This window comes from Actinophytocola sp. (assembly GCF_045807065.1).
GTDB lineage: Bacteria > Actinomycetota > Actinomycetes > Mycobacteriales > Pseudonocardiaceae > Actinophytocola.
Window position 1 is genome coordinate 1 of record NZ_JBJMIE010000680.1, and the last position, 14525, is coordinate 14525.

27 protein-coding genes and 1 pseudogene are annotated in these 14525 nt (G+C 67.9%); all 28 read left to right on the forward strand.

The window, feature by feature from the left end:
- Positions 1–249 (forward strand): annotated as a pseudogene (locus tag ACJ73U_RS39965) (50S ribosomal protein L2); the annotation flags it as partial.
- A gap of 19 nt (positions 250–268) precedes the next feature.
- Positions 269–550, forward strand: a complete 282-nt coding sequence (gene rpsS / locus ACJ73U_RS39970) for a 30S ribosomal protein S19 (protein ID WP_075126579.1) — start codon at positions 269–271, stop codon at positions 548–550.
- A gap of 19 nt (positions 551–569) precedes the next feature.
- Positions 570–998 carry a 50S ribosomal protein L22 gene (gene rplV, locus ACJ73U_RS39975; protein ID WP_407782990.1) on the forward strand — a complete coding sequence of 143 codons (429 nt, stop codon included), beginning with the start codon at positions 570–572 and terminating at the stop codon, positions 996–998.
- A complete protein-coding gene (gene rpsC, locus ACJ73U_RS39980; protein ID WP_407782991.1) occupies positions 998–1834 on the forward strand; it encodes a 30S ribosomal protein S3 in 837 nt (278 codons plus the stop codon). Before rplV ends, rpsC begins: the two co-directional genes overlap by 1 nt.
- Before the next feature lie 3 nt (positions 1835–1837).
- Positions 1838–2257, forward strand: coding sequence for a 50S ribosomal protein L16 (gene rplP / locus ACJ73U_RS39985; RefSeq protein ID WP_407782992.1), 420 nt, complete (start codon positions 1838–1840; stop codon positions 2255–2257).
- Positions 2257–2505, forward strand: a complete 249-nt coding sequence (rpmC, locus tag ACJ73U_RS39990; protein WP_407782993.1) for a 50S ribosomal protein L29 — start codon at positions 2257–2259, stop codon at positions 2503–2505. Before rplP ends, rpmC begins: the two co-directional genes overlap by 1 nt.
- Positions 2502–2807: a 30S ribosomal protein S17 gene (gene rpsQ, locus ACJ73U_RS39995; RefSeq protein WP_407782994.1), complete on the forward strand. Its 306-nt coding sequence runs from the start codon at positions 2502–2504 to the stop codon at positions 2805–2807. Before rpmC ends, rpsQ begins: the two co-directional genes overlap by 4 nt.
- On the forward strand, positions 2804–3172 hold the full coding sequence (gene rplN / locus ACJ73U_RS40000) for a 50S ribosomal protein L14 (protein WP_324920871.1): 369 nt from the start codon (positions 2804–2806) through the stop codon (positions 3170–3172). The genes rpsQ and rplN overlap by 4 nt, the downstream gene beginning before the upstream one ends.
- Position 3173: 1 nt before the next feature.
- Positions 3174–3509: a 50S ribosomal protein L24 gene (rplX, locus tag ACJ73U_RS40005; RefSeq protein WP_407782995.1), complete on the forward strand. Its 336-nt coding sequence runs from the start codon at positions 3174–3176 to the stop codon at positions 3507–3509.
- Positions 3509–4072 carry a 50S ribosomal protein L5 gene (rplE, locus tag ACJ73U_RS40010; RefSeq protein WP_407782996.1) on the forward strand — a complete coding sequence of 188 codons (564 nt, stop codon included), beginning with the start codon at positions 3509–3511 and terminating at the stop codon, positions 4070–4072. Before rplX ends, rplE begins: the two co-directional genes overlap by 1 nt.
- Positions 4073–4076: 4 nt before the next feature.
- Complete coding sequence (locus ACJ73U_RS40015; RefSeq protein ID WP_407782997.1) at positions 4077–4262, forward strand: type Z 30S ribosomal protein S14; 186 nt, start codon at positions 4077–4079, stop codon at positions 4260–4262.
- 91 nt (positions 4263–4353) lie between these two features.
- Complete coding sequence (rpsH, locus tag ACJ73U_RS40020; RefSeq protein WP_407782998.1) at positions 4354–4752, forward strand: 30S ribosomal protein S8; 399 nt, start codon at positions 4354–4356, stop codon at positions 4750–4752.
- Between the two features lie 20 nt (positions 4753–4772).
- Positions 4773–5309: a 50S ribosomal protein L6 gene (gene rplF, locus ACJ73U_RS40025; RefSeq protein WP_407782999.1), complete on the forward strand. Its 537-nt coding sequence runs from the start codon at positions 4773–4775 to the stop codon at positions 5307–5309.
- Between the two features lie 2 nt (positions 5310–5311).
- Positions 5312–5716 (forward strand): 50S ribosomal protein L18, encoded by a 405-nt coding sequence (gene rplR, locus ACJ73U_RS40030; protein WP_407783000.1) that lies wholly within the window; start codon positions 5312–5314, stop codon positions 5714–5716.
- Positions 5717–5747: 31 nt separating this feature from the next.
- Positions 5748–6404, forward strand: coding sequence for a 30S ribosomal protein S5 (gene rpsE, locus ACJ73U_RS40035; protein ID WP_407783001.1), 657 nt, complete (start codon positions 5748–5750; stop codon positions 6402–6404).
- Between the two features lies 1 nt (position 6405).
- Complete coding sequence (gene rpmD, locus ACJ73U_RS40040) at positions 6406–6591, forward strand: 50S ribosomal protein L30 (protein WP_407783002.1); 186 nt, start codon at positions 6406–6408, stop codon at positions 6589–6591.
- Positions 6588–7034, forward strand: a complete 447-nt coding sequence (gene rplO / locus ACJ73U_RS40045; RefSeq protein WP_407783009.1) for a 50S ribosomal protein L15 — start codon at positions 6588–6590, stop codon at positions 7032–7034. The genes rpmD and rplO overlap by 4 nt, the downstream gene beginning before the upstream one ends.
- Positions 7035–7180: 146 nt before the next feature.
- Positions 7181–8389, forward strand: coding sequence for a hypothetical protein (locus ACJ73U_RS40050; RefSeq protein ID WP_407783003.1), 1209 nt, complete (start codon positions 7181–7183; stop codon positions 8387–8389).
- Between the two features lie 299 nt (positions 8390–8688).
- Positions 8689–9990: a preprotein translocase subunit SecY gene (gene secY, locus ACJ73U_RS40055; RefSeq protein WP_407783010.1), complete on the forward strand. Its 1302-nt coding sequence runs from the start codon at positions 8689–8691 to the stop codon at positions 9988–9990.
- Entirely contained in the window at positions 9987–10541 is a 555-nt protein-coding gene (locus tag ACJ73U_RS40060) for an adenylate kinase (RefSeq protein ID WP_407783004.1), read from the forward strand. The genes secY and ACJ73U_RS40060 overlap by 4 nt, the downstream gene beginning before the upstream one ends.
- 44 nt (positions 10542–10585) lie before the next feature.
- Positions 10586–11353 carry a type I methionyl aminopeptidase gene (map, locus tag ACJ73U_RS40065; RefSeq protein ID WP_407783011.1) on the forward strand — a complete coding sequence of 256 codons (768 nt, stop codon included), beginning with the start codon at positions 10586–10588 and terminating at the stop codon, positions 11351–11353.
- Positions 11354–11730: 377 nt separating this feature from the next.
- Positions 11731–11952, forward strand: a complete 222-nt coding sequence (gene infA, locus ACJ73U_RS40070) for a translation initiation factor IF-1 (RefSeq protein WP_005166804.1) — start codon at positions 11731–11733, stop codon at positions 11950–11952.
- A 24-nt stretch (positions 11953–11976) separates the two neighbouring features.
- A complete protein-coding gene (gene rpmJ, locus ACJ73U_RS40075) occupies positions 11977–12090 on the forward strand; it encodes a 50S ribosomal protein L36 (RefSeq protein ID WP_010148647.1) in 114 nt (37 codons plus the stop codon).
- 137 nt (positions 12091–12227) lie between these two features.
- Positions 12228–12608 (forward strand): 30S ribosomal protein S13, encoded by a 381-nt coding sequence (gene rpsM, locus ACJ73U_RS40080; RefSeq protein WP_407783005.1) that lies wholly within the window; start codon positions 12228–12230, stop codon positions 12606–12608.
- The gene (locus tag ACJ73U_RS40085; protein WP_407783006.1) at positions 12605–12808 is read left to right on the forward strand and encodes a hypothetical protein; all 204 of its coding nucleotides are present in this window, start codon (positions 12605–12607) and stop codon (positions 12806–12808) included. The genes rpsM and ACJ73U_RS40085 overlap by 4 nt, the downstream gene beginning before the upstream one ends.
- Before the next feature lie 18 nt (positions 12809–12826).
- Entirely contained in the window at positions 12827–13234 is a 408-nt protein-coding gene (gene rpsK, locus ACJ73U_RS40090; RefSeq protein WP_075133123.1) for a 30S ribosomal protein S11, read from the forward strand.
- A 21-nt stretch (positions 13235–13255) separates the two neighbouring features.
- Positions 13256–13861 carry a 30S ribosomal protein S4 gene (gene rpsD, locus ACJ73U_RS40095; protein ID WP_407783007.1) on the forward strand — a complete coding sequence of 202 codons (606 nt, stop codon included), beginning with the start codon at positions 13256–13258 and terminating at the stop codon, positions 13859–13861.
- A gap of 94 nt (positions 13862–13955) precedes the next feature.
- Positions 13956–14525, forward strand: a 570-nt coding sequence (rpoA, locus tag ACJ73U_RS40100) for a DNA-directed RNA polymerase subunit alpha (protein WP_407783008.1), incomplete at its 3' end; no start/stop codon positions are given.

The window sequence follows — 14525 nt, forward strand, 5'->3', positions numbered from 1 at the left end:
GGCAACGCCGAGCAGTCGAACATCAACTGGGGCAAGGCCGGCCGCATGCGGTGGAAGGGCAAGCGCCCGACCGTCCGCGGTGTCGCGATGAACCCGGTGGACCACCCGCACGGTGGTGGTGAGGGCAAGACGTCCGGTGGTCGCCACCCGGTGAACCCGGCCGGCAAGCCCGAGGGTCGTACCCGCCACAAGGGCAAGGCCAGCGACCGGATGATCGTCCGTCGTCGCCGGACCGGCAAGAAGCGCTAAGAGCAGGAGGGAGTGACAGATGCCTAGGAGTTTGAAGAAGGGCCCGTTCGTCGACGACCACCTGCTCAAGAAGGTGGACGCGCTCAACGAGTCCGGCAAGAAGACGGTCATCAAGACCTGGTCGCGCCGCTCGACGATCATCCCCGACATGCTGGGCCACACGATCGCGGTGCACGACGGCCGCAAGCACGTGCCGGTCTTCATCTCGGAGTCGATGGTCGGGCACAAGCTCGGCGAGTTCGCCCCGACCCGGACCTTCAAGGGTCACGTGAAGGACGACCGCAAGGCGCGCAGGCGCTAGAGGACATAGGGAGTAAGCGATGAGTGACGAGACCGCGGTGGAAGAGCTTCCGCGCGCGATTGCTCGGGCTCGCTACGTCCGCGCCACGCCGATGAAGGTGCGCCGGGTAGTGGACCTGATCAGGGGTCGTAGCGCCGAGGACGCGCTGAACGTGCTCCGTTTCGCGCCGCAGGCCGCGAGCGAGCCCGTGGCCAAGGTCGTGGCGAGCGCCGTGGCCAACGCCGAGAACAACCTGGACCTGGACCCGGAGACGCTCTGGATCAGCCAGGTCTACGTGGACGAAGGCCCACAGCTGAAGCGGTTCCGCCCGCGGGCCCAGGGCCGCGCGTACCGGATCCGGAAGCGGACCAGCCACATCACCGTCGAGGTGGAGTCGCGGCCGAAGCCGGAGCCGAAGAAGGCGGCTGCCAAGAGCCGTAAGTCCAGTGCGAAGAGGAGTGCCAGCTAGTGGGTCAGAAGATCAACCCGCACGGCTTCCGGCTCGGGATCACCACTGACTGGAAGTCCCGCTGGTATGCCGACAAGCAGTACGCGGAGTACGTGGCCGAGGACGTGAAGATCCGCAAGCTCCTGTCCAAGGGCATGGAGCGCGCGGGTATCTCCAAGGTGGAGATCGAGCGCACCCGGGACCGGGTCCGCGTCGACATCCACACCGCCCGCCCGGGCATCGTCATCGGCCGCCGTGGCGCCGAGGCGGACCGCATCCGCGGCGAGCTCGAGAAGCTGTCCGGCAAGCAGGTGCAGCTGAACATCCTCGAGGTGAAGAACCCCGAGGCCGACGCGCAGCTGGTCGCGCAGGTGACCGCTGAGCAGCTGTCCAACCGCGTGTCCTTCCGCCGCGCGATGCGCAAGGCCATCCAGTCGGCCATGCGTTCGCCGCAGGTCAAGGGCATCCGGGTGCAGTGCGGTGGCCGCCTGGGCGGTGCCGAGATGTCCCGCTCCGAGCACTACCGCGAGGGTCGGGTGCCGCTGCACACGCTGCGTGCCGACATCGACTACGGCTTCTTCGAGGCCCGCACGACCTTCGGCCGCATCGGCGTGAAGGTCTGGATCTACAAGGGTGACGTCGTCGGCGGCCGCCGCGAGATCGAGACTCGCAGCCAGGCCCCGTCGTCCGAGCGCGCTCCCCGGCGCGAGCGCCCCACGCGGGCCCGCCGTGGTGCCGCCGGTGGTGGCGGCGCGCCCAGCAGCGACGCCGGCCGCGCCCCCGCGGAGACCGAGACGGCTCCGCAGGTGAACGGCGCGGAGGCAACCGTGTCCAACGCCAGTGACGGGGAGGGCTGAGCAGTGCTCATCCCACGCAAGGTCAAGCACCGCAAGCAGCACCACCCGAAGCGGGCCGGCGCTGCCAAGGGCGGCACCAGGGTCACCTTCGGTGAGTTCGGCATCCAGGCGCTGCAGTCGGCCTACGTGACCAACCGGCAGATCGAGTCCGCTCGTATCGCCATCAACCGGCACATCCGCCGTGGCGGCAAGGTCTGGATCAACATCTACCCGGACCGCCCGCTCACCAAGAAGCCCGCGGAAACCCGCATGGGTTCCGGTAAGGGCTCGCCGGAGTACTGGATCGCGAACGTCAAGCCGGGTCGGGTCATGTTCGAGCTGAGCTTCCCGAACGAGACGGTCGCGCGCGAGGCGCTCACGAGGGCCATCCACAAGCTCCCGATGAAGTGCCGCATCGTCACGCGTGAGGGTGGTGACTTCTGATGGCCGCTGGTACGCAGACGTCCGAGCTGCGTGAGCTGAACGACGAGGAGCTGGTCCTGCGCCTCCGCGAGGCGAAGGAGGAGCTGTTCAACCTTCGGTTCCAGATGGCGACCGGACAGATGGACAACAACCGCCGCCTGCGCACGGTCCGGCACGACATCGCCCGGATCTACACCGTGATGCGCGAGCGCGAGCTGGGTCTGTCGGTGTCCCCCGACGAGGTTCCGAGTGGTGAGGGTGCCGCATGAGTGAGACGACTGAGACGACGACGGCGCAGGCGGCCGAGCCGCAGCAGAAGGCTCGCGGCCGCCGCAAGGTCCGCGAGGGCCTGGTCGTGTCCGACAAGATGGACAAGACGATCGTGGTCTCCCTCGAGGACCGCAAGAAGCACCCGCGCTACAGCAAGGTGCTGCGGTCCACTACCAAGGTCAAGGCGCACGACGAGGAGAACGCCGCCGGCGTCGGCGACCGTGTGCTGCTGATGGAGACCCGTCCGCTGTCGGCCACCAAGCGGTGGCGGCTCGTGGAGATCGTGGAGAAGGCAAAGTGATCCAGCAGGAATCGCGACTGCGCGTCGCCGACAACACGGGTGCGAAGGAGATCCTCTGCATCCGTGTGCTGGGCGGCTCCGCGCGTCGCTACGCGGGCATCGGCGACATCATCGTCGCGACGGTCAAGGACGCGATCCCGGGCGCCGGCGTGAAGAAGGGCGACGTCGTCAAGGCGGTCATCGTCCGGACCACCAAGGAGAAGCGCCGGCCGGACGGGTCGTACATCCGCTTCGACGAGAACGCCGCCGTGCTGATCAAGCCGGACAACGAGCCGCGGGGCACCCGCATCTTCGGACCGGTCGGTCGCGAGCTGCGCGACAAGAAGTTCATGAAGATCATCTCGCTGGCTCCGGAGGTGCTCTGAGATGAAGATCAAGAAGGGTGACGAGGTCGTCGTCATCGCCGGCCGGGACAAGGGCGCCAAGGGCAAGGTCATCCACGCCTACCCGGACCGCGGCAAGGTCCTCGTCGAGGGCGTGAACCGGATCAAGAAGCACACCCGGATCACCCAGACTCAGCGCGGTGCCCAGTCGGGCGGAATCGTCACGCAGGAAGCCCCCATCGATGTCAGCAACGTGATGCTGGTCGTCGACGGCAAGGCGGTCCGCGTCGGCTACAAGATCGGCGAGGACGGCAAGAAGGTCCGCGTCGCTCGTGGTAAGGCCGGCCAGGACAAGAACGGCGAGCCGAAGGAAGTCTGATGACCACCGCAGAGAAAATCATTCCGCGGCTCAAGACCCGCTACCGCGAGGAGATCGCGGCGGGCCTGCAGCAGGAGTTCACCTACGACAACGTGATGCAGGTGCCTCGCGTGGTCAAGGTCGTGGTGAACATGGGTGTCGGCGACGCCGCCCGCGACGGCAAGCTGATCGAGGGCGCGCTGCGCGACCTCTCGCTGATCACCGGTCAGAAGCCGCAGGTGCGCCGGGCCACCAAGTCCATCGCGCAGTTCAAGCTGCGTGAGGGCATGCCGATCGGCGCCAAGGTGACCCTGCGCGGCGACCGCATGTGGGAGTTCCTGGACCGGCTGCTGACCATCGCGCTGCCGCGTATCCGTGACTTCCGGGGCCTGTCGCCGAAGCAGTTCGACGGCAACGGCAACTACACGTTCGGTCTCAACGAGCAGTCGATGTTCCACGAGATCAACCCGGACTCGATCGACCGGCCGCGTGGAATGGACATCACCGTCGTCACCACCGCCACCAACAACGAGGAGGGTCGGGCGCTGCTGCGGCGCCTGGGCTTCCCGTTCAAGGAGAACTGAGCCCATGGCGAAGAAGGCCCTGGTCCACAAGGCGGCGCAGAAGCCGAAGTTCAAGGTGCGGGGTTACACCCGCTGCCAGAGGTGCGGCCGTCCGCGTTCGGTCTTCCGCAAGTTCGGCCTCTGCCGCATCTGCCTGCGGGAGATGGCCCACCGCGGCGAGCTTCCCGGCGTGAACAAGTCCAGCTGGTAATTCCAGGCAACACCATCCATCCCGCCACAGGCCCGAAGCCCCACGTTGACTAGGGGACGGGAACCAGGGCGAGAAAGGTTGACAGGTCACCATGACGATGACCGACCCGATCGCAGACTTCTTGACCCGTCTGCGTAACGCCAACTCGGCGTACCACGACGAGGTCGTGCTGCCGCACTCGAAGCTGAAGGCCAACATCGCGGAGATCCTCAAGCGCGAGGGCTACATCATGGGCTACCGCGACGAAGACGGCGAGAAGGGCAAGAACCTCGTCGTCGAGCTCAAGTACGGCCCGAACCGGGAGCGCAGCATCGCCGGTCTGCGCCGGGTGTCGAAGCCCGGTCTGCGGGTGTACGCGAAGTCGACCGGCCTGCCCAAGGTGCTCGGCGGCCTGGGCGTGGCGATCATCTCCACGTCCGCCGGCCTGCTCACGGACCGACAGGCGAGCAAGCAGAGGATGGGCGGGGAAGTCCTCGCCTACGTCTGGTAGCGGGAAAGGGGAGTAGACAGATGTCTCGCATCGGAAAACTGCCGATCCCCGTCCCGGCCAACGTGGACGTGACGATCGACGGGCAGCAGATCAACGTGAAGGGCCCCAAGGGCACCCTCGCGCACACGATCGCCGAGCCGATCACCGTCGAGCGGGAGGACGGGATCCTCGCGATCAGGCGCCCGGACGACGAGCGCCGCAACCGCGCGCTCCACGGGCTGACCCGGTCGCTGGTGAACAACCTCGTGGTCGGCGTGACCGACGGTTACGAGAAGAAGCTCGAGATCCACGGCGTCGGTTACCGCGTGCAGCTCAAGGGCTCGGACCTGGAGTTCTCGCTCGGTTTCTCCCACCCGGTCAAGGTCTCGCCGCCGGAGGGCATCACCTTCGTGGTCGAGGCGCCGACCCGGTTCTCGGTGCAGGGGATCGACAAGCAGCTGGTCGGCGAGGTCGCCGCCAACATCCGCAAGCTGCGCAAGCCCGACCCGTACAAGGGCAAGGGCGTGCGGTACGCGGGCGAGAAAATCCGGCGCAAGGTCGGGAAGACGGGTAAGTGATCATGAGCGAAGCGACTGTTACCAAGCGGCGCAAGCCGCTGGGCAAGGACATCTCGACGCGTCGCCGGGTCGCCAAGGCCCGTCGGCACTTCCGGGTGCGCCGCAAGGTCCAGGGCACCGCAGAGCGTCCGCGCCTGTCGATCACCCGGTCCTCGCGGCACATCGTGGCCCAGCTGGTCGACGACCTGAACGGGCACACGCTGGCGTCGGCCACGAGCCTCGAGGCGGACGTCCGGGCGCTGGACGGCGACAAGAAGGCCCGCGCGGCCAAGGTCGGCCAACTGGTGGCGGACCGCGCCAGGAGCGCCGGCGTCACCAAGGTCGTGTTCGACCACGGTGGCAACGGCTACCACGGCCGCATCGCGGCGCTCGCCGACGCGGCTCGGGAAGCCGGGCTGGAGTTCTAGACATGCACACGAACATGGGAAGGATCGCCTGATGCCGGGACGTTCACGGCAATTCGGCGGCGGCCACCAGCAGGGCGGCCAGGGCGGTGACAACCGCGGAGACCGCGGTGACCGTCGGGACCGTCGGGACCGTCGCGATGGGGGCCGTGGCGGGGCGGCCCAGGACAAGACCCCGCACCTCGAGCGCGTGGTGGCCATCAACCGGGTCGCCAAGGTCGTGAAGGGTGGTCGTCGCTTCAGCTTCACCGCGCTGGTCGTGGTGGGCGACGGCGACGGCATGGTCGGTGTCGGCTACGGCAAGGCGAAGGAGGTGCCGGCCGCGATCGCCAAGGGCGTTGAGGAGGCGAAGAAGAACTTCTTCAAGGTCCCGAGGATCGCCGGCACCATCCCGCACCCGATCCAGGGTGAGCGTGCCGCCGGCGTGGTGCTCCTGCGCCCGGCCTCGGCCGGTACCGGCGTCATCGCCGGTGGCCCGGTGCGTGCCGTGCTGGAGTGCGCCGGTGTTCACGACGTGCTGTCGAAGTCGCTCGGCAGCGACAACGCGATCAACATCGTGCACGCGACGGTGGCCGCGCTGAAGGGCCTGCAGCGTCCGGAGGAGGTCGCGGCGCGCCGTGGCCTGCCGCTGGAGGACGTGGCCCCGGCCGGCATGCTCCGGGCGCGTGCGCAGGCTGGTCAGGGGAAGTGACATGGCACAGCTCAAGGTGACCCAGGTCCGTAGCGTCATCGGGACCAAGCGCAACCACCGGGAGACCCTGCGCACGCTGGGCCTGCGGAAGATCCGCCAGTTCACCGTGCGGGAGGACACCCCGCAGATCCGCGGCCTGATCCACACGGTTCGCCACCTGGTGACCGTCGAGGAGGTCAACGACTGATGGCGATCAAGATCCACCACCTCCGTCCGGCGCCCGGCGCCAAGACGGAGAAGCAGCGGGTCGGCCGCGGCGAGGGCGGCAAGGGCGGCAAGACCGCCGGCCGCGGTACCAAGGGCACGAAGGCACGCAAGAACGTGCCGGCGCGCTTCGAGGGCGGCCAGATGCCGATCCACATGCGGCTGCCGAAGCTGCGTGGTTTCAAGAACCGGTTCCGCACCGAGTACCAGCCGGTGAACCTGGGCGACATCGCCCGCGTGTTCCCGGACGGCGGCACCATCGGTGTCGACGAGCTGGTGAAGGCGGGCCTGGTCCGCAAGAACGAACTGGTGAAGGTCCTCGGCGACGGTGACCTGTCGGTGAAGCTGGACGTCACGGCCCACGCGTTCTCCAAGAGCGCGCAGGAGAAGTTGACGGCGGCGGGCGGCAGCGCCACCAAGCTGTAGTTCCTGGTTGTCGAGACGGCCGGTGGGTGATTCGTCCCCACCGGTCGTTTCGCGTTTTTCCGCGCGATATTCGTGACTTTTCTGTCTTGTGGCCGGAGCGTCCGATACGCGACGCTCCAGACATGACAATGGGGGAGCGGCGGGGCATGCCCATGTACCCAGCGGCGATGTCCGCGCTGCATCCGACGACGATCCCGACCCGGTGGCAACCGATCAGGATCGTGGCCGCGGTGCTGTGCTTCGTCGCGCTGGTGCTGGTGGTCGCGAGCGTTTTCCTGCCGCTGTACTCGGGTGAGGTGTCCTTCGGCGGTGGCCTCAGCGGCTCGGACAACAGCGTCGAGATCACCTACAGCCCCTGGTCCGTCGAGTTCAGCCCCACCGAGCCCGGTGCCGACCTGGTGGACGTGCCCCACGTCGGCTACCCCCTGGTGTTCGCCGCGGTGTTCCTGGCCGGCGCGGTCTGTGCGTGCTGGTACGCCGCCACCCCGTCGGCCGGCCGGTCCGCGGGCCGCGCGGCGGGCGTCCTCACGGTGGCCGGCATCGCGTTCCTGATCGGCGCCACCTGGACGATCGCCACACTGGTCACCAACGGCGTCGAGTACTTCATCACGTTGGGCTCCCTCGGACAGGGCGTCGAGTCGGACGGGCACTACCTGGCCGGCTACTGGCTGCTGCTGACCGCGGCGTTGCTGGGCTTCGCGGGGGCGGTGCTGTCCCTGCTCCCGGCACGCCGGCAAGCGTTCTGGCCGGGCCCGCAACAGGTGGACCCCTACCAGGCGACCCCGCCGTACGGCATAGCGGCCGCGTCGGCGGGACGGGCGGTGGCCTACGCCCTGCCGCCGGAGCCCGTCCGGGGCCCGGTACCGGCCGTGGACCCGTTGACGGGGCAGTCGTTCGGCCAGGGGCCGATGAGTGCGCCTGGTGGGTTTCCGGCGGCGGTGGATCCGTTGACGGGGCAGTCGTTCGGCCAGGGGCCGGCGAGTGCGCCTGGTGGGTTTCCGGCGGCGGTGGATCCGTTGACGGGGCAGCCGTTCGGCCAGGGGCCGGCGAGCGCCCCTGGTGGGCTCCCAGCGGCCGTGGACCCGTTGACCGGTCAGCCACTGCCCTCGGCCGTGTCGAGCCCGCCCAACGGGCTGCCAGCCGGCCCAGCGGGCGCCGCCGATCCCGCGGTGCCGTTCACGTCCGACCCGGTCGGCCAGGCCGACGGCGCCCACCCGGCACCCGCCGCAGATCATCCGCCCGCCACCGAGCCGCCACCGATCACGCTCCCGGACGCTCCGCCGCCACCGCCGTCCCCGCCCGGCCCGGCCGTGCCGCCCACCGAGGACCCGCTGGCCGAGCCGCCCCGCACCTAGTCAGGACCGGGTCAGTACCGGGCGGCACCTGGCTCGCCGCGACGGCGACGCACGGTGAGCCGGATACTCGCGTCCCCGGTTCGGGTGGTCCGAACGGTCGAACAACGGGCCGAACGGGCAAGGGGGTGCAGGAGCCCCCGGGAGTCCTGTTAAAGTCGGAGCACGCTTCGGGTGGAGTGTCCCCCGAAGCGTTCTGGCTTGCCAGCTCTCTGACGGCCAGGTGCGTGTTCCCGGCCGGTCACCAACCGGCGAAGCCGATCGTCGGCGAAGATCGTCGGCGACGTCGAGGAGGTCCTTGGGTGCTCAGCGCCTTCCGCTCGGCTCTCACAACGCCGGACCTGCGCCGCAAGATCCTTTTCACTCTGATGATCATCGCGATCTATCGGATCGGCGCAATGCTGCCGTCTCCCGGTATCTCGTACCCGAACGTGCAGAAGTGCATCGCGGACGTCGACAACCAGAGCATTTACCAGCTGCTGAACCTGTTCTCGGGTGGCGCGCTGCTCCAGCTGTCGGTCTTCGCGCTCGGGATCATGCCCTACATCACCGCGAGCATCATCGTCCAGCTGCTCACCGTGGTCATTCCGCGGTTCGAGCAGCTGAAGAAGGAAGGCCAGTCGGGCCAGGGCAAGCTCACGCAGTACACCCGGTACCTGACGATCGGACTGGCGATCCTGCAGTCCACCGGCATCATCGCCATGGCCAACCGCGGCGGCCTGTTCGGTGACTGCCAGGACCCGATCATCCCGAAGAACGGCATCTGGGACCTGGCCATCATCGTCGTGACGATGACCGCCGGTACCGCCGTGATCATGTGGTTCGGCGAGCTCATCACCGAGCGCGGCATCGGCAACGGCATGTCGCTGCTGATGTTCGTGAACATCGCGGCCCGCATCCCGGCCGAGGGCGGCAACATCCTGAACAACGGCGGCCCGCTGATCTTCACGGTCGTCTGCCTCTTCGGTCTCGCCATCATCGTCGGCGTCGTGTTCCTGGAGCAGGGCCAGCGCCGCATCCCGGTGCAGTACGCCAAGCGCATGGTCGGCCGCCGCATGTACGGCGGCACCTCGACCTACCTGCCGATGAAGGTCAACCAGGCCGGCGTCATCCCGATCATCTTCGCGTCGTCGCTGCTGTACCTGCCCGACCTGATCACCAGGCTCACGGGCAACAGCAACAACTGGTGGACGCGCTTCGTCTCGAACAACCTGACGGCGCAGTCGAACTGGGTGCACATCAGCATCTACTTCGCGATGATCATCTTCTTCACGTACTTCTACATCGGCATCCAGTTCAACCCGCAGGAGCGGGCCGAGGACATGAAGAAGTACGGCGGCTTCATCCCGGGTATCCGCCCGGGCCGCCCGACCTCCGAGTACCTGCAGTTCGTGCTGACCAGGATCACCCTGCCCGGGTCGATCTACCTCGGCATCATCGCCGTTCTGCCGAACTTCTTCCTCAGCCTCACCGGTAGCGGTCAGAACCAGAACTTCCCCTTCGGTGGCACCGCTGTTCTGATCATGGTTGGCGTGGGTCTTGACACCGTCAAGCAGATCGAAAGCCAGCTGATGCAGCGCAACTACGAAGGGTTCTTGAAGTGACACGACTCGTTCTCGTGGGTCCGCCAGGTGCGGGCAAGGGCACGCAGGCGACCGCGTTGAGCGAGAAGCTGGGCATTCCGCACATCTCCACCGGTGACCTGTTCCGCAAGAACATCGCGGAGCAGACCGAGCTCGGCCAGCAGGTCAAGCACATCCTCGACAGCGGCGGTCTGGTGCCGGACGAGATCACCAACCAGATGCTGATCGCCCGGCTCGAGCTGTCGGACACGGCGGACGGCTTCCTGCTGGACGGCTTCCCGCGCAACCTCGGGCAGGCCGAGGTGCTGGCCACGGTGCTGGCCGAGTCCGACCAGAAGCTGGACGCGGTCGTGCAGCTGCAGGTCGACGAGGACGTGTTGGTGCAGCGGCTGCTCGCCCGCGGCCGCTCGGACGACAACGAGGACGTCATCCGGCACCGCCTGCACGTGTACCAGTCGGAGACGGCGCCGCTGCTCGACTACTACCGGGACCTGCTGGTGACCGTCGACGGCGTCGCCGAGATCGACCAGGTCACCGACCGGATCCTCGCCGCGTTGCGCGACCGGACGTGACCGGTGCGCTCGTCGACGCGCTGCGCCAGTGGCGTGGCCGCACCATGATCGAGCTGAAGAGCCCGACCGAGCTGGAGGCCATGCGTGCCGCCGGCCTGGTGGTGGCGAAGGCACTCGCCGACGTCGTGGCGGCCGTCCGCCCCGGCGTGAGCACGGGTGAGCTGGACGAGCTGGCGGAGCAGACCATCCGCGACGCCGGCGCCGTGCCGTCGTTCCTCGGCTACCACGGCTACCCGGCGACCATCTGCGCGTCGGTGAACGAGCAGATCGTGCACGGCATCCCGTCCCGCACCCAGGTGCTGTCCGAGGGCGACCTGATCTCCGTGGACTGCGGCGCCATCCTGGAGGGCTGGCACGGCGACTCGGCGGTGACCGTCGCGGTCGGCGCGGTCCCACCGGAGGACCAGGCCCTGTCCGACGCCACCCGCGTCGCGATGGAGGCGGGCATCGAGGCGGTGGTGGTCGGCAACCGCCTGACGGACATCTCGCACGCCATCGAGGAGTCCGTGCACGCGACGGAGCGCGAGTCGGACACGACGTACGGCATCGTCCGCGAGTACGGCGGCCACGGCATCGGGACGTCCATGCACATGGAGCCGTTCCTGCCGAACTTCGGCAAGCCGGGCAAGGGCCCGCGCCTGCGCGCCGGCATGGCGATCGCCATCGAGCCGATGCTCACGCGCGGGAGCCACCAGACGGAGGAACTGTCCGACGGCTGGACCGTGGTGACCGCCGACGGCTCGCGTGCCGCCCACTGGGAGCACACGGTGGCGGTGACCGACGACGGACCCTGGGTCCTGACGGCGCCCTAGCAGGGCACCCGCAGCGGGCCCCGCCCCCGTGAGTGGTTCGGTGCGACCGGACGCCCGTCCTACCCGCGCTTGCGGCAACCCTCCCGCCGGTACCAAAGATCACCCGTCGATGCGACGGGCTGGTGACTGTGGGCGACGTCGACGCCCTCACCTGCGCCTCAGTGCCGATCAAGGGTTCGCCCGATGGTGGTTTTCGTCACATTCAGGTGCTGGCGGGCGCCGCCACTTGCTGGTAACGGGGGGTGGATTTTTCCTGTTCACCTGGCGCGCGTACACTATTTCGGTGGCGCACCCATTGCGCCGTCTCCGTCATGCGTGTCGCCTCGCTGGCACATGCACGGCGGGCTGCGTCGATCACAGGACGAAACGCGGAGGACATGGGCAAAAAAGACGGGGCGATCGAGGTCGAAGGCCGTGTGGTGGAGCCGCTCCCCAACGCGATGTTCCGCGTCGAGTTGGAGAACGGACACAAGGTCCTTGCACACATCAGCGGCAAGATGCGTCAGCACTACATCCGCATCCTGCCCGAGGACCGAGTGGTCGTGGAGCTTTCGCCCTACGACCTGTCCCGCGGCCGAATCGTCTACCGCTACAAGTAGAGCCACCGATAGAGAGACAGGGACGTGAAGGTCCAGCCGAGCGTCAAGAAGATCTGCGACAAGTGCAAGGTGATCCGCCGTCACGGCCGGGTCATGGTGATCTGCGAGAACCTGCGCCACAAGCAGCGCCAGGGCTGATCACGCGGCACACGTAAAGAGGCCCTCCCCAGACCTGCCGAGCCACACGGGCTCGGTTCACCGTCGGACCAGGCCGGCGCCCGCCACCGTGCGGGGCGGCTGGGGAGAAGACCTGGAAACTACCTTCAAGAGGAGATATGGCACGCGTTGCTGGCGTCGACCTCCCCCGCGAGAAGCGGATGGAGATCGCGCTGACCTACATCTACGGCATCGGCCGTACCCGCTCCAAGGAACTGCTCGTCCAGACCGGGATCAACCCGGACCTGCGCGCGAAGGACCTCTCCGACGACGACGTCTCGAAGCTGCGCGAGCACATCGAGACCAACTACAAGGTCGAGGGTGACCTGCGCCGCGAGGTGAACGCGGACATTCGCCGGAAGATCGAGATCGGCTGCTACGAGGGCCTTCGGTGGCGTCGCGGCCTGCCCGTCCGCGGCCAGCGGACCAAGACGAACGCCCGTACCCGCAAGGGCCCCAAGAAGACGGTCGCCGGCAAGAAGAAGGCTGGGAAGAAGTGAGCCAGGTCGTATCGGTCGTCGCACAGCGGCGACGCAACCGGCAGTTCGTGGCTCTTCAGGTGGCGCCCAAGAGCGCCCGGCCACAGGCACTTCGCGACCTCTACCGCGTGCCCGGCTTCAAGCACGAGGCCGCCCGCGAGGGCGACGTCGAGCGCCCGGCGGAGCCCGCGATCACCCCGACCTCGTCTTCCTCGCGCTAACAGGAGCACCCCGAAGCAATGCCACCCAAGTCCCGTCAGGGCGCCGGCGTCAAGAAGGTCCGGCGCAAGGAAAAGAAGAACGTCTCCCACGGCCACGCGCACATCAAGAGCACGTTCAACAACACGATCGTCTCCATCACCGATCCCAGCGGCAACGTGATCAGCTGGGCCTCCAGCGGCCACGTCGGCTTCAAGGGCTCCCGCAAGTCGACCCCGTTCGCGGCGCAGATGGCGGCCGAGAACGCGGCCCGCAAGGCCGCGGAACACGGCATGCGCAAGGTCGACGTCTTCGTGAAGGGCCCCGGCTCCGGCCGGGAGACCGCGATCCGGTCGCTGCAGGCGGCCGGCCTCGAGGTCGGGACCATCCAGGACGTCACGCCACAGCCGCACAACGGGTGCCGCCCGCCGAAGCGGCGCCGGGTCTAGGGATCGGGGGAGTAGAGAACAATGGCTCGTTACACCGGCCCCGTGACCAAGAAGTCACGGCGGTACAAGGTTGACCTCGTCGGCGGCGACCGCGCGTTCGAGCGCCGCCCCTACCCGCCGGGCCAGCACGGCCGCGGGCGGGTCAAGGAGAGCGAGTACCTGCTGCAGCTCCAGGAGAAGCAGAAGGCTCGCTACACCTACGGAGTGCTGGAGCGGCAGTTCCGCCGTTACTACGAGCAGGCGGCGCGCACCAAGGGCAAGACCGGTGAGGCACTGCTGCAGCTGCTCGAGTCGCGGCTGGACAACGTGGTGTACCGCGCGGGCCTCGCCCGCACCCGCCGCCAGGCGCGGCAGCTGGTCAGCCACGGCCACTTCACCGTGAACGGCAAGAGGGTCAACGTCCCGAGCTTCCAGGTGTCGAAGTTCGACATCATCGACGTGAAGCCGAAGTCGCTGCCCACGCTGCCGTTCGTCGCGGCCAAGGAGTCCTTCGGCGACCGGCCGATCCCGGGCTGGCTGCAGGTCGTGCCAAACACGCTGCGCATCCTCGTGCACCAGCTGCCCGAGCGCGCGCAGATCGACGTGCCCGTGCAGGAGCAGCTGATCGTCGAGTTCTACTCGAAGTGATCTTGACCTGGGGAGGCGGTTCGTCCCGCCTCCCCAGGCACATCTCCGGTGGACGTCAAATAGCGGGCGTCCCTGAGGTAAAGGAAGAAAGAAAGTGCTGATTTCCCAGCGGCCCTCGCTCAGCGAGGAGCCGGTCAACGAGACGCGCTCCCGGTTCACCATCGAGCCGCTCGAGCCGGGCTTCGGCTACACGCTCGGCAACTCGCTGCGGCGGACGCTGCTGTCGTCGATCCCGGGCGCGTCGGTGACCAGCATCCGCATCGACGGCGTGCTGCACGAGTTCACCACCGTGCCGGGCGTGAAGGAAGACGTCACCGACATCATCCTCAACCTCAAGGAGCTGGTCGTCAGCTCCGAGGAGGACGAGCCGGTCACCATGTACCTGCGCAAGCAGGGCCCTGGTGAGGTCACCGCAGGCGACATCGTGCCCCCGGCCGGTGTCACCGTGCACAACCCCGATCTGCACATCGCCACGCTGAACGGCAAGGGCAAGCTGGAGATCGAGCTGGTCGTCGAGCGTGGCCGCGGTTACGTGCCGGCGCTGCAGAACAAGCAAGCCGGCGCGGAGATTGGCCGGATCCCGGTCGACTCGATCTACTCGCCGGTCCTCAAGGTCACCTACAAGGTGGAGGCCACCCGCGTCGAGCAGCGGACCGACTTCGAC

Bases quoted from the DNA above. Each gene is read 5' to 3' on its own strand.
- rplF (WP_407782999.1), top strand. From the start codon at position 4,773: ATGTCTCGCATCGGAAAACTGCCGATCCCCGTCCCGGCCAACGTGGAC.
- rpmD (WP_407783002.1), top strand. From the start codon at position 6,406: ATGGCACAGCTCAAGGTGACCCAGGTCCGTAGCGTCATCGGGACCAAG.
- infA (WP_005166804.1), top strand. From the start codon at position 11,731: ATGGGCAAAAAAGACGGGGCGATCGAGGTCGAAGGCCGTGTGGTGGAG.
- rpsK (WP_075133123.1), top strand. From the start codon at position 12,827: ATGCCACCCAAGTCCCGTCAGGGCGCCGGCGTCAAGAAGGTCCGGCGC.
- rplE (WP_407782996.1), top strand. From the start codon at position 3,509: ATGACCACCGCAGAGAAAATCATTCCGCGGCTCAAGACCCGCTACCGC.
- rpsE (WP_407783001.1), top strand. From the start codon at position 5,748: ATGCCGGGACGTTCACGGCAATTCGGCGGCGGCCACCAGCAGGGCGGC.
- rpsQ (WP_407782994.1), top strand. From the start codon at position 2,502: ATGAGTGAGACGACTGAGACGACGACGGCGCAGGCGGCCGAGCCGCAG.
- map (WP_407783011.1), top strand. From the start codon at position 10,586: ATGATCGAGCTGAAGAGCCCGACCGAGCTGGAGGCCATGCGTGCCGCC.
- rpsS (WP_075126579.1), top strand. From the start codon at position 269: ATGCCTAGGAGTTTGAAGAAGGGCCCGTTCGTCGACGACCACCTGCTC.
- rpmC (WP_407782993.1), top strand. From the start codon at position 2,257: ATGGCCGCTGGTACGCAGACGTCCGAGCTGCGTGAGCTGAACGACGAG.
- rplV (WP_407782990.1), top strand. From the start codon at position 570: ATGAGTGACGAGACCGCGGTGGAAGAGCTTCCGCGCGCGATTGCTCGG.
- rpsH (WP_407782998.1), top strand. From the start codon at position 4,354: ATGACGATGACCGACCCGATCGCAGACTTCTTGACCCGTCTGCGTAAC.
- rpsD (WP_407783007.1), top strand. From the start codon at position 13,256: ATGGCTCGTTACACCGGCCCCGTGACCAAGAAGTCACGGCGGTACAAG.
- ACJ73U_RS40050 (WP_407783003.1), top strand. From the start codon at position 7,181: ATGCCCATGTACCCAGCGGCGATGTCCGCGCTGCATCCGACGACGATC.
- rplR (WP_407783000.1), top strand. From the start codon at position 5,312: ATGAGCGAAGCGACTGTTACCAAGCGGCGCAAGCCGCTGGGCAAGGAC.
- rpsM (WP_407783005.1), top strand. From the start codon at position 12,228: ATGGCACGCGTTGCTGGCGTCGACCTCCCCCGCGAGAAGCGGATGGAG.
- rplX (WP_407782995.1), top strand. From the start codon at position 3,174: ATGAAGATCAAGAAGGGTGACGAGGTCGTCGTCATCGCCGGCCGGGAC.
- ACJ73U_RS40015 (WP_407782997.1), top strand. From the start codon at position 4,077: ATGGCGAAGAAGGCCCTGGTCCACAAGGCGGCGCAGAAGCCGAAGTTC.